Annotated in this window: 22 protein-coding genes; 18 read left to right on the forward strand and 4 right to left on the reverse strand. The window is 68.3% G+C overall.

Translation table 11 applies throughout. The annotated features are described in order from the left end of the window. Positions 1–62 precede the first annotated feature (62 nt). From PW734_02255 to PW734_02280, 6 genes are all read left to right on the forward strand, one after another. The gene (locus PW734_02255) at positions 63–1,955 is read left to right on the forward strand and encodes a M3 family metallopeptidase (protein ID MDE1170023.1); all 1,893 of its coding nucleotides are present in this window, start codon (positions 63–65) and stop codon (positions 1,953–1,955) included. An 88-nt stretch (positions 1,956–2,043) separates the two neighbouring features. Next, positions 2,044–3,819: a M3 family oligoendopeptidase gene (locus PW734_02260; protein ID MDE1170024.1), complete on the forward strand. Its 1,776-nt coding sequence runs from the start codon at positions 2,044–2,046 to the stop codon at positions 3,817–3,819. A 59-nt stretch (positions 3,820–3,878) separates the two neighbouring features. Beyond that, positions 3,879–4,970: an alanine dehydrogenase gene (gene ald / locus PW734_02265; GenBank protein MDE1170025.1), complete on the forward strand. Its 1,092-nt coding sequence runs from the start codon at positions 3,879–3,881 to the stop codon at positions 4,968–4,970. 103 nt (positions 4,971–5,073) lie between these two features. Then, positions 5,074–5,364, forward strand: a complete 291-nt coding sequence (locus PW734_02270; protein ID MDE1170026.1) for a hypothetical protein — start codon at positions 5,074–5,076, stop codon at positions 5,362–5,364. Positions 5,365–5,428: 64 nt separating this feature from the next. Then, positions 5,429–5,878: a ferritin-like domain-containing protein gene (locus PW734_02275; GenBank protein MDE1170027.1), complete on the forward strand. Its 450-nt coding sequence runs from the start codon at positions 5,429–5,431 to the stop codon at positions 5,876–5,878. 98 nt (positions 5,879–5,976) lie between these two features. After that, a complete protein-coding gene (locus PW734_02280) occupies positions 5,977–7,092 on the forward strand; it encodes an ATP-binding protein (protein ID MDE1170028.1) in 1,116 nt (371 codons plus the stop codon). Here the strand turns inward: PW734_02280 and PW734_02285 are convergent. Then, complete coding sequence (locus PW734_02285) at positions 7,064–8,329, reverse strand: glycosyltransferase family 2 protein (GenBank protein ID MDE1170029.1); 1,266 nt, start codon at positions 8,327–8,329, stop codon at positions 7,064–7,066. The two genes, PW734_02280 and PW734_02285, sit on opposite strands and share 29 nt — an antisense overlap. A gap of 105 nt (positions 8,330–8,434) precedes the next feature. Between PW734_02285 and PW734_02290 the strand changes: the two genes are divergently transcribed. The 8 genes from PW734_02290 (at position 8,435) to PW734_02325 (ending at position 14,378) form a co-directional block, all read left to right on the forward strand. Then, positions 8,435–8,647 (forward strand): hypothetical protein, encoded by a 213-nt coding sequence (locus tag PW734_02290; GenBank protein ID MDE1170030.1) that lies wholly within the window; start codon positions 8,435–8,437, stop codon positions 8,645–8,647. 73 nt (positions 8,648–8,720) lie between these two features. After that, on the forward strand, positions 8,721–9,374 hold the full coding sequence (locus tag PW734_02295; protein MDE1170031.1) for an outer membrane beta-barrel protein: 654 nt from the start codon (positions 8,721–8,723) through the stop codon (positions 9,372–9,374). 64 nt (positions 9,375–9,438) lie between these two features. Further along, complete coding sequence (locus PW734_02300) at positions 9,439–11,376, forward strand: ABC-F family ATP-binding cassette domain-containing protein (protein MDE1170032.1); 1,938 nt, start codon at positions 9,439–9,441, stop codon at positions 11,374–11,376. 9 nt (positions 11,377–11,385) lie between these two features. Next, positions 11,386–11,544, forward strand: coding sequence for a hypothetical protein (locus PW734_02305; protein ID MDE1170033.1), 159 nt, complete (start codon positions 11,386–11,388; stop codon positions 11,542–11,544). After that, positions 11,541–12,512 carry a CorA family divalent cation transporter gene (locus tag PW734_02310; GenBank protein MDE1170034.1) on the forward strand — a complete coding sequence of 324 codons (972 nt, stop codon included), beginning with the start codon at positions 11,541–11,543 and terminating at the stop codon, positions 12,510–12,512. Before PW734_02305 ends, PW734_02310 begins: the two co-directional genes overlap by 4 nt. A gap of 10 nt (positions 12,513–12,522) precedes the next feature. Next, positions 12,523–13,104 (forward strand): MarC family protein, encoded by a 582-nt coding sequence (locus tag PW734_02315; GenBank protein ID MDE1170035.1) that lies wholly within the window; start codon positions 12,523–12,525, stop codon positions 13,102–13,104. A gap of 25 nt (positions 13,105–13,129) precedes the next feature. Beyond that, a complete protein-coding gene (locus PW734_02320) occupies positions 13,130–13,735 on the forward strand; it encodes a hypothetical protein (GenBank protein ID MDE1170036.1) in 606 nt (201 codons plus the stop codon). Positions 13,736–13,775: 40 nt separating this feature from the next. After that, positions 13,776–14,378, forward strand: coding sequence for a hypothetical protein (locus PW734_02325; protein ID MDE1170037.1), 603 nt, complete (start codon positions 13,776–13,778; stop codon positions 14,376–14,378). On the opposite strand, the gene PW734_02330 is transcribed toward PW734_02325, so the two are convergent. Next, on the reverse strand, positions 14,368–15,522 hold the full coding sequence (locus PW734_02330) for an aminotransferase class I/II-fold pyridoxal phosphate-dependent enzyme (GenBank protein MDE1170038.1): 1,155 nt from the start codon (positions 15,520–15,522) through the stop codon (positions 14,368–14,370). The genes PW734_02325 and PW734_02330 overlap by 11 nt on opposite strands. Positions 15,523–15,594: 72 nt before the next feature. Here PW734_02330 and PW734_02335 point away from each other — a divergent pair, with 72 nt between their 5' ends. Both PW734_02335 and PW734_02340 read left to right on the forward strand, forming a co-directional pair. Further along, positions 15,595–16,149 (forward strand): YdcF family protein, encoded by a 555-nt coding sequence (locus PW734_02335; protein MDE1170039.1) that lies wholly within the window; start codon positions 15,595–15,597, stop codon positions 16,147–16,149. Between the two features lie 20 nt (positions 16,150–16,169). Beyond that, positions 16,170–17,522, forward strand: coding sequence for an AsmA family protein (locus tag PW734_02340; GenBank protein MDE1170040.1), 1,353 nt, complete (start codon positions 16,170–16,172; stop codon positions 17,520–17,522). Here PW734_02340 and PW734_02345 read toward each other — a convergent pair. Then, positions 17,506–18,255, reverse strand: a complete 750-nt coding sequence (locus PW734_02345) for a hypothetical protein (protein ID MDE1170041.1) — start codon at positions 18,253–18,255, stop codon at positions 17,506–17,508. The genes PW734_02340 and PW734_02345 overlap by 17 nt on opposite strands. A gap of 2 nt (positions 18,256–18,257) precedes the next feature. Between PW734_02345 and PW734_02350 the strand changes: the two genes are divergently transcribed. Continuing rightward, a complete protein-coding gene (locus PW734_02350) occupies positions 18,258–19,124 on the forward strand; it encodes a YihY/virulence factor BrkB family protein (protein MDE1170042.1) in 867 nt (288 codons plus the stop codon). Positions 19,125–19,325: 201 nt separating this feature from the next. Here PW734_02350 and PW734_02355 read toward each other — a convergent pair whose 3' ends face one another. Next, entirely contained in the window at positions 19,326–20,426 is a 1,101-nt protein-coding gene (locus PW734_02355; protein MDE1170043.1) for a paraquat-inducible protein A, read from the reverse strand. A 109-nt stretch (positions 20,427–20,535) separates the two neighbouring features. Between PW734_02355 and PW734_02360 the strand changes: the two genes are divergently transcribed. Beyond that, positions 20,536–23,178 carry a response regulator gene (locus tag PW734_02360; protein MDE1170044.1) on the forward strand — a complete coding sequence of 881 codons (2,643 nt, stop codon included), beginning with the start codon at positions 20,536–20,538 and terminating at the stop codon, positions 23,176–23,178. The last annotated feature ends 6 nt before the right edge of the window (positions 23,179–23,184 follow it).

Raw genomic sequence — 23,184 nt, forward strand, 5'->3', positions numbered from 1 at the left:
CGGCCTCTTTCCTTTTCCAAAGACGGCCTCTTTTCTAAAACACACCCACGGGCACCCAGGGCATGCAACACTTTCCCCCCTTCCAACCGCTTACCTACGAGTTGCTGGAAGGCGCCGATTTCAGCAAGCCCCGCACGGTCAAAAAAATCCTGGGGGACCTGCACGCCCGGCTTAAGAAGGTCAAAACCCGGGAGGACCTGGTGTCCTGGCTCCAGCTGCATGACGAGGTCCAGGACGCGGCGTGGGAGCAGTCGATCGAACTGGAGATCGAGCACACCGCCGACACAAAGAACAAGGCGGTCAAGGACGCCTACAACCATCAGATTTCCAAAGTCGACCCGGTGTGGGAGGAAGCCTACTACCCCATCCTGGTCCGCCTGAGCCGGAAGACGGCCTTCAAAGAGCTGCCCAAGGAATACAACCTCTTCCGCCAGACCATCTACTCCATGCTGCGGGGCTCCACGGCGAAAAACTCCGCCCTGCAGGGCAAGGAAACCCGCCTGGCCGGGGAATACGACGACGTGGTGACCCAGCTGACCGTCTCCGTCGACGGGGAAAAGGTCACCCCCCACCGCCTGCGGCATCTGCTGGAAGGGTCCGACCGCCGGAAGCGCCAGGAAGCCTGGGAAAAGGAACAGGCGATCCGCCTGGCCCATCGCGGACAGTTCGACGAGATTTTCCGCCGCCAGGTCGATCTGCGCCAACAGCAGGCGCAGAACGCCCGCTTCACCTTCCACCAGGAAGACGGCCGCAAGGCGGGAGACTACCTCCGCTTCAACTTTTCGGAGAAAGAGGCCCGCTACACGCCGGAGGACATCGAGACGCTCCACCAGGCCATCGCGGACTACATGGTCCCCTTCGTCCGGTCCTACCAGGAAGACCGGCGCAAGCGGCTCGTCGCCGACGGGCAGCTGCGCCCCCGCGAGAAAATGCGCCCCTGGGACATGACGGCCGAGCCGGGCACACGGACCCCGCTGCAGCCCTTCCTGGACGAGCGCGATTTCAACAAGAAGCTCGTGGCCCTGGCCCACGCCATCGACCCCCGGCTGACCCCGCCGGTGACCGAGGCGATCCTCGACGGCCGCCTCGACATCGGCGACCGCAAGGGGAAGACCGCCTGTTACGGCTTCTGCCAAGTCCTCCCCCTTTCCCGCCTTTACTTCGCCTGCGTCAACAACACCCTCTCCCAGGAAGGCCTGGGCACCGCCGTCCACGAGATCCTGGGACACGGCAGCCACGCCCACTTTTTCAACCAAAAGCAGCGCTTCGGCCCCTACCGCAACCCCGGCGGCATGGAAGTCGCCGAGCTGGCCTCCATGAGCATGGAGCTGATGGCCACGCAGCACATGGACGTCGTCTACCGGGACCCCGTGGACCAATGCCGCGCCCAGCGGCACATGATCGAGGGCTTCTTCGGCTACGTCGTGGAGACGGCCGCCACCGACGCCTTCCAGCACTGGGTCTACCGCCACCCCCAAAGCAGCCAGGAAGAGCAGGACGCCGCGTGGCTGGAACAGATGGACCGCTTTGGCGGCATCGAGAACTGGCAGGGCCATGAGGAAACCCGCCAGGGCTGGTGGCAGCGGAAAGCCCACCTCTTCAACATGCCCCTCTACGCCGAATACCTGCCCGCGGCAGTCGGCGCGCTGCAAATGTGGAGCCACTACCTTCAGGACCCCACCGGCACCGTCGACCGCTTCATCCGCTTCACCGAGGCGGGCGGCTCCCGCACCCCCGACAAGCTCTACCACCTGGCCGGCATCCGCTACGATCCCAAGGGGAAGACCCTGGCCGATTCCATGGCGGAGATGGAAAAATTCTACACCCGCCTCCGCATGAAGGAGACGGCGCTGGAGCACGAAAAGGAGCAGCCCGCCCGGGACCTCGGCGGCCTGGTCCGCCCCGTCCCCATCCCCTCCCTTTCCCTGCCCCGGCAAAGAAGCCGCTCCCGGTAGCCGCCCGCCTCCGTAATTATACGGGGTTCGCAACAGCGAATCGCCGTTGTTTGGGCACGTCTTTGGCTTATCCTTGTTCCGTCAGACCATGAAGACGTCGCCCTATCGCCGCCGCGCCTTTTTGCCGGAAAAGGCCGACCTTGCCGACCTCATGGTCCTGGACGACCTCTACCGCCGCCTGCGCGCCGGCCTCCGCGCGGCGCCGGACGCGCCCGCGCTGGAGAAGTGGCTCGACGACTACGGCGAGCTTTTGGCCGCCCTGAGCCAGGAGCGGGAGCGGCGCTACATCGCCCACTCGCTGCAAAAGGACGACGTCGACCTCCAAAGCGCTTACGACCACTTCGCGGAGGTCGTCGCCCCCTGGTGCGAGCCGCGCGACGTGGAGCTGGAGCGGCTCCTGGAGGCCCACCCCGCCTTCGCCGCCCTGCCGGATTACTACGAGGCCTACCGCCGGAGCATCCGCGCCGACACTGCCCTCTTCCGCCCCGCCAACCTCCGCCGCCTGGTGGAGGAGGAGCACCTGCGGAACGAATACGACGTCCTTTACTCCGGCCTTTCCGCCCCCTTCGAAGGGCGGGAGCGGACGGCGCCGGAGATCGAGGCCTTCCTGGAAAACCCCGACCGCGCCCGGCGGGAAAAGGCCTGGCGGACGGCGCAGGCGCTCTTCGCCGGCCAGGCGGAGACGCTCCACGCGCTCTATTCCCGGCAGGTCGCCCTGCGCCACCAGATCGCGCGGGAGGCGGACTTCGACGACTACCGGGGCTACTTCTTCGCCGCCATGGGCCGCGCCTACGGGCCGGAGGACTGCCTGCGGCTGCACGGGGCGGTGGAGCGGCAGGTCGTCCCCCTGCTGCGCCGCCTCAACGAGGCGCGCCGCCGCGCCCTGGGCGTGGAGACGCTGCGGCCCTGGGACCTGGCGGCCGATCCCTTTAGCCGCCCGCCGCTGCGGCCTTTCCGCACCGTCGCGGAGCTTTTGGACAAGACGGAGGCCTCCTTCGCCGCGCTCCACCCGCAGCTCGGCGCGCAGTTCCGCAAGCTGCGGGACCTGGAGCTGCTCGACCTGGAAACGCGCGCGGAAAAGGCCCCCGGCGGCTACAGCGCCGACCTGGCGGAGGCGCGCCTGCCCTACAGCTTCGCCAACGTCGGCGGCAGCCACTACGACGTGGTCGTCCTTCAGCACGAGGCCGGGCACGCCTTCCACACCCTGGCCTGCCGCGAGCAGCGGCTCTACGATTACCGGGCCAACATCCCCCTGGAATTCTGCGAGGTGGCCTCCGCCGCCATGGAACACCTGGGCGCGGCGCAATACGGCCGGTTCTACGGGGAGGCCGACGCGCGCCGCGCCGCCCGGCAGCTGTTGGAGGACGCCCTGGCCTCCCTCCCCGCCATCGCCGCGGTCGACGCCTTCCAACACTGGGCCTACGCCCACCCGGACGCCGCGCCCGCCGAGCGGGACGCGCAGTGGGGCGCGCTCTGCGCCCGCTTCAACCCCGGGGTCGATTGGAGCGGGCTGGAAAGCTTCCGGGACGCCTCCTGGCACCAGATCTCCCACTTCTTCGACGCGCCGCTCTACTACATCGAATACGCCGTCGCCCGCCTCGGCGCGCTCCAGGTCTGGAGCCGCGCCCGCCGGGAACCGGAGGCCGCGATCGACGATCTCCTGGCCGCCCTGGAGCTGGGCGGCTCCGTCCCCCTGCCCGGCCTTTTCGAGACCGCGGGCCTGCGCCTTAGCTTCGGGGAGGAGGCGCTGGCGCCCCTCGTCGCGGAGGCGGCCGCGGAGCTGGACCGGCTGGCCGACGCGCCCGCCGAGGCCGCCGGCAACCCCGCCGCCCTTTCCCACCCCTGCCTGCCCCAGGCGGCTTGATCCCGCTCCGCAAACTCCGGGCTGGCCAGCCGCCGCGCCGCCGGGAATGATGCGCGTCCATGATCGTCGGCATCCCCAAGGAAATTAAAGATCAGGAACACCGCGTCGCCCTCCTCCCCTCCGGGGCCTACGCCCTGGCCAAGCGCCACACCGTGCTGGTGGAAAAGGGAGCAGGGGCCGGCATCGGCTGCTCCGACGACGATTACCGCCGCGCCGGCGCGGAAATCGTGGAAAAGCACGAGGAGATCTTCGCCCGCGCCGACCTGATCGCCAAGGTCAAGGAGCCCCTGGCCTCCGAGACGCCGCTCCTGCGCAAGGGGCAGATCCTCTTCACCTACCTTCACCTGGCCGCCAGCAAGCCGCTGACGGAGGCGCTCATGGCCGCGGGGGTCACCGCCATCGCCTACGAGTCGGTGGAGGTCAACCGCCGCCTGCCCCTCCTGGAGCCGATGAGCGAGATCGCCGGGCGGATGTCGATCCTGGTCGGCGGCTACTTCCTGGCCAAGCACCAGGGCGGCCAGGGCGTGCTGCTGGGCGGCGTGCCGGGCGTGCTGCCCGGGCGCATTGTGGTCGTCGGCGGCGGCACGGCGGGCGTCAACGCCGCGCGCATGGCCACCGGCCTGGGCGCCGATGTGACGATCCTGGAAGTCGACCTGGAACGGATGCGCTTTTTGGACATCACCATGAACGCCTCCACCCTTTATTCGAGCGAGGCCAACCTGCTGGAACTCCTCCCCCACACCGACCTGCTCATCGGCGCCGTCCTGGTGCCCGGCGCCAAGGCGCCGAAGCTGGTCACCCGGCAGATGCTCCGCCTCATGAAGCCGGGCAGCGTCTTCGTCGACATCGCCATCGACCAGGGCGGCTGCGCGGAGACTTCCCGCCCCACCACGCACACCGATCCCGTCTACACGGAAGAGGGCGTCCTTCACTACTGCGTGGCGAACATGCCGGGCGCTTACGCCCGCACCGCCACCCAGGCCCTGACCAACGCCACCTTCCCCTACCTGGAGACGCTGGCCGACCTGCCGCTGGCGGAGGCCTTTGCCCGCCGCCCCGCGCTCCAGACCGGCGTGAACGTGAAGGACGGGCGGGTCACCCACCGCGCGGTGGCGGAGGCTCACGGGCTTCCTTGCGCTTCCGCGGCCTGATTTATCGGCAGTCCGGTTGCGGAACGCACGGTCCTGTGCGTTATTGACACACGGGGCCCGCTTGAGGGCGCCGCCAACGACAACCACCACGAAAGGAACTGCCATGAAGACCCTCAAAGCCGCGCTCTGCGCCCTCGTCACCGTAGCCCTCGTCGCCTGCGGCGGCGGCTCTCCCCTGACCCTCACCCAGGCCAACCTGGACAAAATCCACGACGACATGACCCCCGCCGAGGTGAAGGCGATCCTGGGCAGCCCGACCGACTCCAAGAGCGAGCCGATCCCCGTCGTCGGCGGCACGCAGACCACCTACGTCTACCGCAACGACAAGTCGGAGGCGAAGATCATCTTCAAGAACGACCAGGTGAAGGGCAAGGAAGGCTCCTTCAGCAACTAGGCCCTTTGGATAAGGGGCCGCCTCCGCCGGGCGGCCCCTCTCCACCCCCCACCCTCCCCCCCTTATGAGCGACAAAGTCACCCGCGAAAAACTAATCAAACTCCTCAACGAGGACCTGGCACGCGAGTACCAGGCCATCATCGCCTACATCGTCTATGCGCAGACGATGAAGGGCGCGGCCTACACCGCCATTGCCAACGAATTGAAAGTCCACGCTTCCGAGGAACTCAACCACGCCCTGCTCATCGCCAAGCAGGTCGACTACCTGGGCGGCACCCCCGTCACGGAGCCGAAGGAAGTGAAGATCTCCGACAAGGCGGAGGACATGCTCCGCTTCGACCTGGAGAACGAGAAGGAAACCATCCTCAACTACCGCCAGCGCATCCGGCAGGCGGAGGCGCTCGGGGAATTCGCCCTGAGCGAGGTGCTGCGCACCATCATCGCCCAGGAGCAGGAGCACCTGACCGACCTGGCCGACGCCTTGGGCATCGATCCGCCCCGGCTGGAAGACTGACCCCGCTTTGGAGAGAGCGGAGAAATCCCCCCGCTCTCTCCAAGGCCCAAGCTTTTCCCCTTTCTCTTAGCCGGCGTTGGCCCTAGAGCCTGTTAGGCATGAGCTGGCTCCACTCGCTCTTCTCCACGCGGGGATTCATGCCCCACGGGTGCTGCTACCGCTGGGACGCGGCGGTCATCTGGATCCACGTCATCTCCGACGCGCTCATCGCGCTGGCCTACTACTCGATCCCGCTCACGCTCATCTTCTTTGTCCGGCGGCGGAAGGACCTGGCCTTTGGCTGGATCTATCTCTGCTTCGCCGTGTTCATCGTGGCCTGCGGCACGACGCACGTGATGGAGATCGTCAACGTCTGGCACCCCGTCTACTGGCTGGCGGGCGGCATCAAGGCGGTCACCGCCCTGGCCTCCCTGGTCACCGCCTATCTCCTGGTCCGCCTGATCCCCAGCGCCCTGGCCATCCCCAGCCCGGGCCAGCTCCACCAGGCCAACCGCCAGCTCCGGCGGCAGGCCCACCTCCTGGAGCGGACGAACCGGGAGCTGGAGGCCTTCAGCTACTCCGTCTCCCACGACCTGCGCGCCCCGCTGCGGAACATCCACGGCTTCGCGGAAATCCTTCAGCAAGAGTCGGGCGCGGCGCTGCCGGAGAGTTCCCGCGCCTACCTGGGCCGCATCATTTCCTCCAGCCAGCGGATGAGCGTGCTGATCGACGACCTCCTGGCCTTCTCCCGCATGGGCGCGGCGGAGCTGCACCGCGTGCCGGTCGACTGCGACGCCCTGGCCCGCGAGGTGGCCGCCGAAATCGCCGAGCGGGAGGGGGAGGGCCGCAACCTGGAATGGCGCATCGCCTCCCTGCCCCGCGTGACGGCGGACCCGGCGCTGCTGCGGCAGGTCTGGATCAATCTTTTGGGAAACGCCGTCAAATACACCGGGGACCGGAACCCCGCCCGCGTCGAGGTGAGCTGCGTGGAGCAGGACCGCTTCCACGAGTTCTGCGTGCGGGACAACGGGGTCGGCTTCGACATGGGCCACGCCGGGCGCCTTTTCCAGATTTTCGAGCGGCTGCCGGAAGGAATCGCCTTCGAAGGGACCGGCGTCGGCCTGGCCAACGTGCGCCGCATCGTGGAACGGCACGGCGGGCAGGTCCGCGCGGAGGGAGTCCCGGGGCAGGGCGCGGCGTTCTACTTCACCCTGCCGAAGCAGGAGGAGGCGTAGCCAGGATCACGGCGGTCCGCTTGAGAATCTCGTAATAGTCCTGCGGGCCGGGCTCGCGGGATTCCCGGAAGGCCTCCACCACCATGCGGGCCACCATGTCCAGCGGGTCGAGGCGCAGGAGGGTCTTGGCCAGGGCGATGGCGGGCATCGCCTCCCCCAGCTCGATGTAGTGAAGCGCCAGGCACCGCTGGAGGAGGAGGGTCTCCCCCGCCTCCCGCATCAGCTCCAAGAGGAAGGCGACGGCCTCCCCCCGCCGGTCCAGGACGCGCAGGAGGGCGGCCCATTCCAAAAGGTGGTGCATGTTCCAGTGGTCCCGCCCCCTCTCCTCATAGGAGGCCAGGCGCTCCGTGAAGAGGGCGCGCCGCGCGGCGGCGTCCAGCTCCCGCACCGCGCGGCGGCCGGGGCCCGGCGCGGGGACGGCCCGGACGCGGGACGGGGTGTAGAGGGGGATGAAGCGGTTCTCATAGCCGAAGCGGTTGCGGGAAAAGAGGCCCCCCATGCCCAGGTTCCGCTGCCGGGAGGCGTCCTTGGCCGCGCGGTATCCGGCGGCGTGCACCTCCTCCATCCCGTCGGTGGCGGCGTTCGTCACCGGGTCGATGCGCGGGCCGCGTCCGGCGGGCAGATGGAGGCCGACAAACTCGTCTTCCAGGTAGTAGGATTGCAAGCCCGCGCAGCGGATGCGCCAGCCGAAGTCGGTGTCTTCCTCCCCGTAGAGGCCGTAGTCCTCGCACCACATGCCGAAGGTCTCCGCCGCGCCGGCGGGAACAAGGACGCAGGCGCCGCCCAGATGGAGCCGCCCCTCCGGCAGGGTGCGGTAGGCGTGGCCCTGTTCCCGGGTCACAGGGAAGATCCCCGTGTCGGCCTCGAAGTTGTAGCCCCACATCGGCACGGCGGGGAAAGCCAGGGAGGCGGCAACCAGGTCCCCGAGCCATTCCGGCTTCTGGAGGACGATGTCGTTGTCCAGCTTCACGTAGAAGGCGGCGTCCGGCACGGCCTGCCAGGCCAGGTTCGCCGCCCGGGCGACGCCGACATTCTCCGGCAGGAGGAGCAGCTCGTCGACGAGGCCCTGCTCCTTCAGGGAAAGGAGGTATTCGGGCGTGCCGTCAGAGCTGGCGTTATCCACGACGGTCAGGACGAAGGGGTGGCGCGTGACCACCCGGAGGGCCTCCAGGCACTGGCGGGTGAAGTCGAGCCGGTTATAGGTGACCACCCCGATGTTGACCTTTGGCTCCGGCACGCTGGGGAGAAAATCTACCGCCTTAAGCGCCTTAAGCGCAAATAGAGAAGTCCCGAGAAAATAGAGCTAAGGTGCGCGGCCCGGGACGTCGATGTCTTTAGTAGCATGGATGCTTTAACTCGCCTTTATTGGGAAATCGAAGGATACCGCGACCTGGGAATGTGGGAGGAATTCCAGGGCCTCCTGGAGAGCCTCTTCTCCGACGTGCCGGAACAGCCGCAGCTGCTCGGCATCCTGGTGACGCTCGGGGTGGCGGTCGAATTCGCCGGCCGCGGCAGCCAACTCCGCCCCGCCCACGCCGCCCAGCGCGCCGCTTAAAAAAGCGGGCCCTCTCCTTTAAAAAAGGAGCGGATTAGGTTGCGCAACGCCGCAAAGCGGCTAGGTTGACCGGATGCGTAAGTCTTTCTACCTGGCCCTGGCTCTCGCCGCCGGCCTCATTCTGAGCGCCCACGCGGGCGACGATTCCAAGGTTCTGGCCACCCAGACCTCCAACGAGCGGATGGACGGCTTCTTTGCCGGCGTCCAGGGCGGCGCCGACTTCTCCGGCGACATCCACACCAGCACCGGTGCCGACATCAGCAGCAACACCCTGGCCCTGGGCGGTATCAAGGGCGGCTACGTCTGGAACCGTCTCCCCATCCTCAACTGGAAGAACTTCACCAACCGCATCGAACTGGAAGCCGACTGGAGCGGCGACCACCGCGCCCTGGGCGCCACGGGCTTCAGCCAGAACAACGCCATCGTCCTCATCAACCAGTCGGTCGGCTACCAGATCGGCAAGTTTGAGCCCTACGTCGGCGGTTCCGTCGGCTTCATCAACACCTGGGTGAGCGGCGGCGGCTTCGGCAACTCCTCCGACATCTCCCTGGCCTACGGCCCCCTGGCCGGTCTGCGCTACAATATCGACGCCCACTGGCAGGTCTACGGCGAGTACAAGTATCTCTTCAGCGACGACAAGAGCTACTCGTCCTCCACCGGCGCCACGATCAACACCCACACCGGCCACGACCAGCTCGCCACGGCCGGCGTGAGCTACTTCTTCTAAGCCGATCCCCGAATCGAGCTAGCCCCAGACTGCCCTTTGCGGCAGCCTGGGGCTTCTTTTTTCCATGCTCACGCTCTCCCAGGTCAGCAAGTCGTACGGCGCCCGCACCCTTTTCGAAGACGTCTCCCTTCAGGTCAACCTGGGGGAGCGCATCGGCCTGGTCGGCCCGAACGGGGCGGGCAAGTCGACCCTCCTCTCCCTCATCCTGGGCCAGAATGAGCCGGATGAGGGCTCCGTGGCCCTGGAGCGGGGGCGCACCGTCGGCTTCCTGCCGCAGGAAACCGCCCCCGCCGGGGAAGAGACAATCCTCCAGCTGGCCACCGCCGTCACCCCGGAGATGGCCTCCCTTCAGGAAGCGATCCGCCACCACGAGGCCCACGGCGGGAACGAGGACGTCTACCATGAGGCCCTCGACCGCTTCGCCGAGCTGGGCGGCCATCTCCTGGAGCCGAAGGCCAAGACGATCCTGGGCGGCCTGGCCTTCCGGGAAAGCGACTTCCACCGCCCCGCGCGGACGATGAGCGGCGGCTGGGTCATGCGCGCCCATCTGGCGCGGCTCCTCGTGGCGGAGCCCGACCTCCTCATCCTCGACGAGCCGACCAACCACCTCGACCTCGAATCGCTCGGCTGGTTCCGGGACTACCTGCAGGACTATCCGGGCGCGATCCTCATGATCTCCCACGACCGGGACTTCCTGAACCACCTCGTCGGCACCATCGTCGACATCGCCCACGGCCGCCTGCGCCGCTACCGGGGCAACTACGAGTCCTACCTGGAACAAAAGGCCGCCGACGAGGAACGCCTCCTGGCCGCCTACAAGAACCAGCAGAAAGAGATCGAGCGGCTCCAGACCTTCGCCGACCGCTTCCGCGCCAAGGCCAGCAAGGCCTCCCAGGCCCAGGCCAAACTCAAGCAGATCGAGCGCATGGAAAAGGTCGAGGCCCCCCTGGGCGACGAGAAGAAAATCCGCTTCTCCTTTCCCCAGCCGCCGCGCAGCGGCCAGCGGGTCATCACCCTGAAGGACGTCGACCACGCCTACGGGGAACTCGTCGTCTACCGGGGGCTCCATTTCGAGGCGCAGCGCGGGGACCGCACCGTCCTCGTCGGGCCGAACGGCGCGGGCAAGTCGACCCTCCTCAAACTCCTGGCCGCCGCCCTGCCGATCCAGAAAGGGGAGCGGGACCTGGGCCACAACGCGAAGGTCGGCTACTACTCGCAAAACCGCGTCGAGATGCTCGACCCCAAGCGGACCGTGCTGGACGAGGTCCTGGCCTGCGACCGGCCCGTGCCGGAACAGACCGCCCGCACCGTCCTGGGCGCCTTCCTCTTCCGCGGGGATGACGCGTACAAGCGCGTGGGCGTCCTCTCCGGCGGGGAAAAAAGCCGCCTGGCGCTGGTGAAGCTCCTCCTGGACCCGCCCAACCTCCTCCTCATGGACGAGCCGACGACCCACCTGGACATGGCCAGCATCGACGCGCTCATCCACGCCCTCAAGCAGTTTGAGGGGACCCTCGTCTTCATCAGCCACGACGTCTACTTCATCCGCGCCCTGGCCACCTCCGTCCTCCACATCTCCGCCGGAAAGCCGACGCCCTACGCCGGCGACTACCAGTATTACTTGGACAAGTCGAAGGCCTCCTCGGAAAAGGCCGCCCTCGTCGCCGGGGAAAAGATGGCCGCGCCGGGCCAAAGCCAGGCCAAGGCCGCCGCCCCCGCGGCCAAGCCCGCTTACAAGACCAAGGAGCAAAAGCGCGCGGAGGCGGAGGCCCGCCAGCTCCGCTCCCAGCGGAAAAAGGAAGTCGCCGCGCTGGAGGCCGAAATCGCCCGGCTGGAAACCCTCCAGGCCGAGCTGGCCGCCCGCCTGGCCGAGCCCGGCCAGGACCCCGCCGCCGTGGGCCGCGAGCTGGCGGAAGCCGCCCAGGCGGCCAGCCGCGCCATCCGCGCCTGGGAAGCAGCCACGGAAGCCCTGGAGGCCCTTGCCGGGCCCGCGGAGAACGATTAGCTTAGCGCCATGGCGAAGCCCAAGCTGCGGTTCGGCCTGGAGAACGAGGTCATCCTGGCCGTCTTTCTCTTCTATATGGCGATGACGGCCGTCCTCCTCTACGTCCACTTCCGGAAGCCCGCTCCCCAGGCGCCTGATCCGGCCCCGCACCCGTCCGCCCAGCCATGATCAAAACCGTCTTCGTCCGCGGCGGCCAGGTCGACGTCCGCGAGGGGCTGGCCCCCGACGACCAGGCCGCCTCCACCGTCTGGATCCACGCCGTCACCCCCTCCAAGGAGGAGCTGGAATCCCTCCGCCACGCCTACGGCCTGGACGTCACCCACCCCATCGAGGGCATCCGCGAGGACGCCGACATCATCCACATCCCCGCCCGGCTTCTCACCGTCGCGGAGGGGGCGCGCCCCGTCTTGCGGCGCGTCCGCTTCCTCCTGGGGGAGCGGATCGTCGCCACCCTCGACGAGGGTCCCGGCTCCGCCGCCTTCGACAAGGCGCTTCAGCGCCTGCAGCACAAGCCGAGCCTGGGCGAGAATCCCCGCGCGCTCTTCCGCCTCATCCTCCAGGCGCTCAACGAGTCGGGCGAGCAGCTCATCGACAAGATCAGCGCCGGGCTGACCCATGACAGCGCGGCCATCACCGCCCTTTCCGGCACCCTCCAGCGGCACGGGAAAGAAGTCGGCGTCGCCGACCTGACCGACCTCATCATGCGCCTCAACGCCAAGGAGGAGCTCGTCTCCCAATGCCTGGAGCGGCAGCTTTTCCTGGCCCGCGCCGCGCGGCGGCTGGAGGGGGCGATCGACGACGAGCGGGAACCCGTCCTGGCCCGCCTGGCCTCCGAGCTGATCTCCGACATCGAGGGAGTGCAGCAGCACGCCGCGCACGAGCACAACCGCGTCTACTACCTCCAGGAGGCCCTCAACGCCTCCCTCAACGTGAAGCAGAACCAGATCGTGAAGATCTTCACCATCCTCTCCGCCATCTTCATGCCACCCACGCTCATCGCCTCCATCTACGGCATGAACTGGGTCCACATGCCGGAGCTGGGCTGGAACGGGGGCTTCCTCTATTCCATCCTCTTCATGTTCGTCTCCGCCGTGCTGCCCCTGGTCTACATCAAGCGGCGCGGCTGGCTTCGCTAAACCTCCCCCCATGCACCTGGCCTTGTTCGAGCACTTCACCCGCACGTTCATCCCCATCTTCGTCGCCATCGACTCGATCGGCCTGGCCGCCGTCTTCCTGGCCATGAGCCAGGGGACCACGGAGAAGCGCCGCCGCCTCATTGCCACCCAGGCCACCTGGACGGGCGGGGGCGTCGCCCTCCTCTTCCTTTTCCTGGGGCGGAGCATCTTCTCCTTCGTCGGCGTCACGGTCGGGGACTTCCAGATCGCCGGCGGGCTCATCCTCTTCATGCTCGCCGCGCGGGACATGGTCCGACCCGCCGCGGAAAAGCCGGCGGAGGTGGCGGAAGACTTCGGCGTGGTCCCCTTGGGCATGCCGCTCATCGCCGGGCCCGCCCTCATCGCCACCCTGCTCCTGCTGGCGCAGGTGGAGGGGCTCCTCATGACCCTCATCGCCCTGGTGCTCAACCTCGGCGTGGTGGCGCTGGCCTTCGCCTACTGCCGCACGCTGGAGCAGTGGATCGGCGGCACCGGCATGCGCGCCGTCTCCAAGATCATCTCCCTGCTCCTGGCCGCCATCGCGGTGAGCATGATCCGCCACGGATGGACGTAAGCCAGGACTGGGATTACCTTGCCCCATGAGAACGGCTTTCTTTCTCCTGGGACTCCTTTTGGCCTGCGCCGCGGCGGAGGCCGCCTCCCTTCCCGCCGGAGCCACGCGCGCCGGGGACGGCTACGCGCTGACCGTCTACTTCACCCCGCTGGAATCGGGCTACACGGAGGCGGCCGGCTTCCGCTACCCCTCCATGCGGATCAACGCCGTGGGCCGCCGCCTCTCCCCGGACTTCATTCACGCCGTGGAAATGGAAGGCTGCGGCCGCCTGAGCCGCCCGGCCAAGGGGAAGGGCTACCTCCGCTCCGACGGCTCCTGGCAGCTGGCCTCCGCGCCGGTGGGAATCTCCGGGCGGCGGCTGGTGCCGCGCGTCTCCTGCGCGGTGGGCGCGGGCAGCGGCCTGAAATCGGGAGACTGGATCGTCCTGCGCTCCCCCTCCCTCCCCGCCTCCGTCCAGGGCCACGCCTGGCGGGTGGACGACCGGGGCGGCGGCGTCGGCGCGCGGCAGATCGACCTCTATTGGGGAGAGGACGTCTCCAAGGGGCCGGGGCGCCTTCTCACCCAGGCGGCGGGTTCCCCTTTGAGTTCCGCCCGGAACGTCACGGTCTACAAGGTGCCGCCGCCGCAATAAAAGGTCGCATCCCGGCGACCGATCGGCGAAGAAGGGAAGGATGATCGACTACGCCGAGATCAACCGCCGCGCCCTGGACATCGTCCCCAAGCGGGAGGTCCTCTACCTCAGCGGCCCCATGAGCCACTGCAAGAGCGAGGCGCACATGACGGAGATCGACCAGAACTTCGCCATGTTCAACGCGATGGAAGCCCACTTCACGGCGCGCGGCCACCGGGTCCTGAACCCCGCCCGGATCGAGGCCTGCCTGCGGGACGATCCCGAGGCCCAGGCCGACCCGACCCGCCTTTGGCAGGCCTGCCTCAAGAAAGACCTCTACGCGATGATCCACGTGGGCGTCACCCGCATCGTTTTTCTGCCGCCCGCCCATACCGCCCACTCCACCCTGGAAAAGCCCCACCTGCGCTCCTGGGAGGACTCGAGCGGGGCCTGCCTGGAGGTCTTCTTCGGCCTGAAGCTGGGCTGCGCCTTTTCCCGCGCCGTGCCGGACGGCCGGAACGGCTGGGAGCTGGAGGAGATGCGGCATGAGGAAGTCCGCGCCATCCTGGCCCACTCCCAGACCTTCGCCGAATTGCAGCGGGGCTACGACGCGCCCTTCGTCCCGCAGGGCGGCCAGGCCCTGGTGCCTCAGGTCAGGCTTTGAAATAGGCGGCCAGCCGCCGCCCCGCCTCCCGCAACGTCTCCTCCTTCTTGGCGAAGTGGAGGCGCAGGAGGTGATGGACCGGCTCCCGGAAGAAGCTCGACCCCGGCACCCCCGCCACGCCCGCCTTTTCCGTCAGGACGCGGGAAGCGGTCACGTCGTCGGAAAATCCCAGCGCGCCGATGTCCAGCAGGACGTAGTAGGCCCCCTGCGGCTCGGCCACGGAAAGGCCCGCGCCCCGCAGGAGGTCCAGGAAGAGGGCCCGCTTGGCCGCGTAATCCTCCCGCAGCTTTTGGTAATAGCCGTCGCCGAATTCGAGGGCGGTGACCGCCGCCTCCTGAAGCGGCGCGGCCGCGCCGACGGTGAGGAAGTCGTGCACCTTCCGCGCGGCGGCGATGACCTTCTCATGCGCCATGACGTAGCCCAGCCGCCAGCCGGTGATGGAGTAGGTCTTGGAAAGGGAGCCGCAGGTGATCGCCCGCTCGAACATTCCCGGCAGCGCGGCGAAGTAGGTGTGCTCGTGCGGGGCGTAGACGATGTGCTCGTAGACTTCGTCCAGGATGACGTAGGCGTCGTGCCGCGCCGCCAGCTCCGCGATCTGGAGCAGCTCCTCCCGCGTGAAGACCTTCCCCGTGGGATTGGACGGATTGCAGACGACGATCGCCTTGGCCCCTTGGGCGAAGGCGCGGGCCAGCTCCTCCGGGTCGAAGCCGAAGCCGGGCGGCCGCAGCGGGACGTAGATCGGCTCCGCCCCGCAGAGGATCGCGTCGGCGGCGTAATTCTCGTAAAAAGGGGAGAAGACCACCACCTTGTCCCCCGGATTGCAGGCGGTCATCATGGCCACCATCATCGCCTCCGTGCCGCCGCAGGTGACCACCAGGTGGCGCTCCGGGTCGACGTCGAGGCCGGTAAAGCGCGCCATCTTCCGCGCCAGCGCCGCCCGGAAGCGGGCGGAACCCCAGGTGATCGAATACTGGTGGAACGGCCCGCGCCCGGCGCGCTCCAACGCCTCCAATAGCTCCGCCGGCGGGTCGAAATCGGGGAAGCCCTGCGCCAGGTTGACGGCGTCGTGGCGCTGCGCCAGCCGGGTCATCTCCCGGATAACCGATTCGGTGAACTGCTCCAGGCGGCGGGCGGGAACGGGCATAGCCTCCACGTTCCCACGCCGCGCGGAAGCCTCCAGCAAAAAGCTGGCCCGGTGTGGTAGCCTCCCGGGAGCATGAAATGGATTTGGCGCGGCGTTCTCCTCTGCCTGGCCGCCATGGCGGCCATCGCCGTGGATGGCCTGACCGACCGGCCCGGCCCGGCGGAGACGGCCCTGGTCCTGGGCACCGGCGGCATCCGGCCGGACGGCACGCCGTCCGAGCGGCTCCGCGCCCGCCTGGACCGCGCGGCGGAGGCCGACCGCGCCCGCCCCTTCCGCTTCCTCATCGTCAGCGGGCGCTCCGCCTCCCCAGGCCCGGACGAGGCGGAGGTGATGGCCGCCTACCTGGAGCGCCGGGGCGTCCCCGCCGCGCGGCTGATCCTGGACCACCACGGGGAGACGACGTGGGCCTCCGCCCGCTTCACCGCCGCCTTCCTCCAGGCCCGCGGACTGCGCGGCGCCACCGTGATCACCCAATACTTTCACATTCCCCGCGCGCGGATGGCGCTGGAACGGATGGGCGTCTCCCCGGTCTATTCCCTTCATGCCCACCGGATTGAGTGGCACGACGCCCCCCTCCTGGCGCGGGAAGTGGCGGCATGGATCGACTACCGCTTTCGCACCCCCTAAAGGCGTGTTAGATTTCCCGCATGGGAAAACTTTTGCGCATCGTCGGGATCCTCCTCGTCGTTCTCGTCCTCGGCCTCGTCGCCGCCTCCTTCGCCCTCAACGCCTACCTGAATTCCGCCAGCTTCCGCGGCTGGATGGAGGCGAAGACGGGCGAGACGCTCGGCACTCCGGTGAAGGTGGAGGACTTCCACTTCTCCCTCTTCCAGGGCTTCGTGATGAAAGGCGTCACCGTCCCCGCCCCGGCGCAGTTCCCCGGCCAGCCGCTCTTCGCGGCGAAGAGCTTCGAATTCCGCTATAGCCCCGCCGCCCTGCTGGCCGGAAAGGTGGAGATCACGAAGGTGGTCCTGGCCACCCCCGCCCTCTCCCTGCACCAGGCCGCCGACGGCAGCTCCAACGCCACGGCGTCCAAGGCGGAGACCAAGCCCGCCGCCTCCCAGGAAGCCCCCTCGACCGGCCTCCCCCTGGCCGTCCACATCGACAAGCTTTCCGTCACCGACGGCAGCGCCGAGGTCTACAAGGCGGACGGCTCCGCCACCGCCCTCGTGAAAGACGCGGACCTCGAGTCCAGCCTGAGCCTGGTGGGGACCGACGCGGCCCTCGACGGCTCTTTCTCCGTGAAGACGATCACCCTCCCGGGCCTGATCGTGATCGACGACCTCCGTTCCCCCTTCACGCTCAAGGACAAGCACTTCACCCTTTCCCATATCCAGGGCGGCTGCGCGGGCGGCAGCCTGGACGGCGACGGCGCGCTCGACCTGAACCAGGCCGCCACCCTTCCCTTCACGCTCAACCTGAAGGGGAAGGACCTGGACCTGCAAAAGCTGGCGGAAGGCGCCACGGGCCGCTCCCTTCCCGTCTCCGGCAAGGTGCAGGCGCAGATCGCCACCGTCGTGCCGCTCTCCGACCCCATGACGCTGACGGGCAAAGGCCACACGGAGATCACCGACGTCAAGCTGCCCTCCAACCCCGTCTTCCAGCTCCTGGGCACCGCGCTGAACCTGCCGGAGCTGGCCGGCGGCAGCTTCCAGCTGGCCTCCTCCGACTTCGCCCTGGGCGGCCGGGCCGTCACCCTCTCCAACCTGATGCTCCAAGGCCCGCTGGTGAAGATCACCGGCGGCGGCAAGATCACCTTCGACCAGAATTACGACCTGACGCTGGTCCTCGTCCTCGACCCCAAGGCCGTGGAAAAGCTGCCCAAGGAAAGCCAGGGCGCCCTCACCTCCAACAGCGACGGCACCTTCCAGACGCCCTCCTTCCGCGTCTACGGAAAGCCCGGCGCCATGCAGACCGACCTGCTCCAGCAGCTCCTGAAGAAAGCCGCCGGAGAAGCGGTGCAGAAGAAACTCGGCGGCGCGCTCAAGAAGCTGTTCTAAAGTCGGGATACGCCGCCACGCGGTGAACCCACGCGTGGCCCCGCTCCGCCTCGCCAAAGGGGGCGACGGCCCACTCCCACGCCAGGGGCGCGGGAGGCAGGGCCGCGCCCTCCAACAAATCCAGCCGGGCCGCCTCCCGCCCGTCCCACGCGCGGCGCAGCCGCTCCGTGTCAGCAATCAGGCAGACGCGGCCCCGGCAGCCGCGCAGCGCCTCCAAATGCCGCAGGACCGCCCCCTGCCCGCCGGGGAAAAGCGGCAGCTGGGAAAGGACATTGGCGGAGACGATCCAATCGGCCGTCTCCCTCCAGGGCTCCAAGGCGCCGGGGCGGGAGAGATCGGCCGTCGCCAGGCGGACGTTGCCCAGCCGCCGCGCGCGGAGACGGACCGGCCACAGGTGGACGATATCGACCAAGACGACCTCCCGGAACGCGGCGGAGAGGGCGGGCAGGTCGACGTCCCGCGCCAGGCCGGAGCCCAGGACCACCGCCCGCTCCCGCCGCGCCGCATCCCGCCAGGAGGCGGCGCACGCCTCCCGGCTGCGCGCGTAATGGGGCTCCCACGCGGCGCGGCAGCGGCGCTCCCGCGACCACAGGGAAACCGCCGCCGCCAGATGGCGGCGATGGCCGCGCGGGCAGGGCGTGGCCAGGAAATGGATGAACTCCGCCAGCATGGGAAGAAAAGGTTGGCTGCCGGAAGCGCCGTTGACAAACCGGCGGTTGGGTTGAGATTGCACCCATGAAAACCGCGCGCGCCTTCCCCGGCTGGATCGCCCTCCTCAAGGAGAGCGCCGCCTCCTGGAACGCCCACCACGCGCCGAAGATGGGCGCCGCGCTGGCCTACTACACCGCCTTTTCCCTGGCCCCCCTCATCACCCTGGTCCTCTCCCTGGCCTCCATCGCCGTGAAGCGGGACGTGGCGGCGCGCGGGATGGTGGAACAGATCAGCAACCTCGTCGGCGCGTCGGGGGGAGAAGTGGTGCAGGAGATCCTCCGCCACGCGGGGACGATCCACGCCCTTTCCTGGGGCACGGCGGTCAGCCTCCTGCTCCTCTTGGTGAGCGCCTCCGGCGCCTTCGGCGAGCTGCAGGAGTCGCTCAACCTGATCTGGGAAGTCCCCCCGGAAAAGCACGCCGGCTGGCGCGCCCTGGTGAAGGAGAGGCTCCTTTCCTTCTCCATGGTCTTCGTCCTCGGCTTCTTCATGCTCACCTCCCTCCTCGTCTCCACCTTCGTCGCCGCGGCAAGCCGGACGCTGGCCAAGCACGTCTCCATCGTGGGCGCGGAGGCGCTCAACAACCTGGTTTCCCTGGCGGTCATCACCGCCCTCTTCGCCACCCTCTACCGGACGCTGCCCGCCGTCCGGCTGGCCTGGCGGGACGTCCTACCCGGGGCGCTCCTGGCCGCCTTCCTCTTCATCGTGGGGAAGTTCCTCCTGGGGTGGTACGTGGCCCACAGCTCCTTTTCGAGCAGCTACGGGGCGGCCGGATCGTTCGTCGTGATCCTTTTCTGGGTCTTCTACTCGGCCCAGATCCTCTACTTCGGCGCGGAATTTACCCGCACCTGGGCCCGCCACCGGGGCGCGGGGAAGCGCGCGGCCGCGCGCTAGCGGGCCGCCGGAAAAACAAAAAGGGAGGGGGAGAGACTACGCCTTGGCTTTCGCCGGCTTGGCGGGCAGCGGCCTTGGCGGCGGCCAGGCGCTCCGTCTTCTTGCGGCGAGCGGCGCGCTTATGAACATTATTCCGACCTTTGGCGTGTCCCATAGGGGGTCTACAACACCCGCTTTTCGGCGGGGTGCCAAGCACGTTTTCTAGCGCGGGACGGGCAGGTGCTCCTTGCCCAGCTTGGCGGGGGTGCTGGGGGCGCTCAGCTTTTGGCGGCCCTTCACGGTATATTGCTCGTAGGTGTAGAGAGTCGTCCCGGCGATGACGCAGGCCAGCGCGGCGCCGAGGAGGGCCGCGCCCCGGCGCCCCATCCGCCGGTCGGCGCGCGCGCCGCCGGAAACGGCGCCGGAATGGTTCAGCAGCTCGGTCGTCGTCATGCTCAGGAGGCAGTAGCCGATGAAGTAGTAGATGCCCAGGCAGGCGATCGAGTTGGTCGCCTGCCGGGAGCGCAGCGCGTAGAGGGCCAGGAAAACGCCCGCCACGAAGACGTCGGCCATCGACCACTTCCCGATGGAATGGAGAAAGCGGCCTATCTTCCGGTTCCGCTCCCGAGAATCGGAGGCCACGGCGGCGCAGGTGAGCGAGGCTTTCGTCAGCGGCGTCACCACGCTGAAGAGGAAGAGAAGGCCGCCGATGATCCAGTGGCCCGTGGTGATCAGCTCCCAGATGACGGCGACGATCCCGCGCACCTCATATTGCAGGACGAAGCTGAACGTCCCCGTGTCCATCGGCAGGCTCGGCGCCGTCCAGATCACCATGGCCGGGGCGACGATGCCGACCACGAAGAAGATGACGGAGACGCCGGTGAGCGCGAAGAGGACGGAGCGGGCGGTGAAGCGGCGCGTCCAAAGCATGACGCCGGCGACGTAGCACGCGCTCCAGTTCAGCAGGAAACAGGACCACCACGCCGCCGCGGCCAGGTGGCGACGGACCTGCTTGAGCAGGCCGTTGACCTCCGCATGGAGGGCCTGGTCCGCCTCTTCGTAATCGGGCAGCCGCAGCCCTTGCCGGAGCGGGGAGCCCACCAGCATGCCCAGGATGGGATGTTTTTCCCGGTAGCGGTGGAGGGCCTGCGCCCCCTCGTTCTGCAGGCTGTACCGCTGAAGGATCTGGATGAACGCGCCCGTGGCCCCCTGCGTCTCGGCCGTCGCCTTCCAGGCGGAGGGCACGGCTCCCAACAGATACAGAAGGAAGAGCAGGGAAAGGCTCAGGCGGCTGGGAAGGAGGGCGGCGGGCTTTTCTTTCACAGGAGCGCCTAGAAAATAACCCACCCCGGAGGAAAAGATAACGGAAAGCGCCGCTTTTTAGTCGCCGCCGCGCAAAAAAGTATTATGTTTTGGTTAACATTTGTTTCCTATGATGGCCGCCCAAACGCCCGCCTCCGCATCGCGGGGGATCTCCACGCGGATCCTCGCGGGCTTCCTGGTCATCCTTCTTTTCGGCGCGGCCATCTTCCTCTCCATCCGCCGCTTTCACGGCCTCATCGAGGCGGGCAAGGAAGCCATCGCCGTCCGCAATCACGCCCACGCCCTGGCGCAATTTTCCTCCGACGTGTTCGAGGAGAACAGCAATTACCGCGGCTTCCTGCTGACGGGGACCCCCGCCTACCTGGGGGAGATCGACATTCTGCGGGCCGACATGGAGCGGCTCCTGGCCGACCTGAAGGACGCAGGCCTTGACACCGAGCACATCGTTCCGCTGGAGGAAAGCTACCAGCGCTGGCAGACGGTGATGGCGCAGAACATCGAGCGCGCGGAGGAAACCTCACCGCCGGGGGCGACCCATCCCGCGCTGGAAACCGAGCTGCGCCGCGTCGACCGGGCGATCGACGCCCTGTCCGCGCGGCTGGAAAAAGAAACCCAGACCCACGCCGGATCCTTCTCCCTGGGTGGCGATTCCGGCAAGGCATTACTGGCCGACCGCGCCCTGGCGCACGCGCTGGCCCGCCTCTCTTCCGAGATGTTCGAAGCGAACAGCGACTACCGTGGCTACCTGTTGACCCGCAATCCCGCGTTCCTGGCCAACCTCCGGCAGCTCGACGGCGAAATGGACGGCTCCCTGGCCCATCTGCGGACCGCGCGCGGCGACATGCAGGAGGCCGTGCGGGAAATCGCCTCCACCCTGCGGGCCTGGCGGCAGGAGATCGCCCACACCCTCAGCCAGGTGGAGAAAGCCCCCGCCGGGACCCCGCCCCTTTCCAGCTGGCTGATCGGGGAGGATGAGCTGCGCGCCGTCGACCGGCAGATGGACGCCCTAGCCCAGGAGCTGGAGCGGGACGCCGCCCGCCGCACGGAGGAATGGCACGACCGGGCCTACCTGGCCCTGCGCGACCAGTCCCTGCTCAACCTGCTGATCCTGGCGGCGATGGCCGGGGGACTCTGGCTCCTTTACCGGGACGCCCTGCGGGGCCGGGCCATCCTGGCCGCCACCACCGCCCGCGACGCGGCGGAGGAGACCGCCCGGACCAAGGCGGAGTTCCTGGCCAACATGAGCCACGAGATCCGCACGCCGATGAACGGCGTCATCGGCATGACGGAACTGCTCCGCAACACCGCCCTGAACCCGGAACAGCGGGAGCAGGTGGAGACGATCGAGCGCAGCGGCACGGCCCTCCTCTCCGTCATCAACGACATCCTCGACTTCTCCAAGCTGGAGGCCGGGCAGTTCCAGCTGGAGCCCCAGCCCTTCGACCTGCGGGACTGCGTGGAGCGGGCGCTGGAGAGCCTGGCCCCCGCGGCGGCGGAAAAGAAAGTCGACCTGCTGTGCCACATCGACCCCGCCACGCCCCTCAACCTCATCGGGGACCCGCACCGCCTGCGCCAGGTGCTCCTGAACCTGGCGGGCAACGCCGTGAAGTTCACCGACCGCGGAGAGGTGGAGGTTTCCGTGCGCGAGGCCGGCGTGACGGAGGAAAAGGCCGCCATCCGCTTCAGCGTGCGGGACACCGGAAACGGAATCCCGCCGGAGCGGATGGAGAAACTCTTCAAGGCCTTCAGCCAGCTTGACCCGGCCCCCAACCGCCTGCACGGCGGCACCGGCCTGGGACTGGTCATCAGCCAGAAAATCGTGGAAAGGATGGGCGGCCTCATCACGGCGGAAAGCCAGCCCGGCGCCGGCTCCACGTTTTCCTTCACCGTCACCTTCCCGCGCGGGGCGGAAAAGGCCGCCGCGCAGCCGGACAGGCAGGCGCTGCGCGGGCGCTCCGCCCTCCTTGTCGACGACAGCGCGGCCAATCGCGCCATCCTCATCCAGCAGCTGCGGGGCTGGCACGTCTCCTCCACCGCCTGCGCCACCCCGGCGGAAGCTCTCCGGCGGCTGCGGGAGGGAGAGCGGTTCGACGTGGCCCTGGTCGACTTCTACATGCCGGAAATGAACGGCAACGAATTGGCCGCCTCCCTGCGGGAAGAGGCCCCGCAAATGCCGGTCCTCATCCTCAGCTCGGCCGCTCCCACCGGCCGCCCCGATCCCGGCCGCCCGCCCACCGTCCAGGCGGTGCTGTGGAAGCCCGTCCGCCAGGAAGCCCTTTACCAGGCCATCGCCCAGGCTTTGGCAGCGCCGGTGCCGCCGCCGCCCTCCACCCCGTCCACGCTGGACGCCTCCACGGCCCTGCGCCATCCGCTGCGCATCCTCGTCGCGGAGGACAACCAGGTGAACCAGCGGGTGGTCTGCGGCATGCTCAACGGCCTGGGCTACCAGCCGGACGTGGTCGCCCACGGAGTCGCCGTCCTGGAAGCGACGGCGCGGAAACCCTACGACGTCATCCTCATGGACGTGCAGATGCCGGGCCTGGACGGCCTGGAGACGACGCGGCGGCTGCGCCGCGACCGCGCGGGGCTGCCCCTGCGCGTCGTGGCGATGACCGCCAACGCCCTGGCGGAGGAAATCCGCGAATGCGCGGAGGCGGGCATGGACGACTACATCGGCAAGCCCTTCCACGGAAAGCAGCTGGCCGAGGTCCTGGAACGCTGCCACCAGGCGCTCTACGCGAACGCGCCGTAAACCGGC

The sequence above is a fragment of the Verrucomicrobium sp. genome (assembly GCA_028283855.1).
Taxonomy (GTDB): domain Bacteria; phylum Verrucomicrobiota; class Verrucomicrobiia; order Methylacidiphilales; family GAS474; genus GAS474.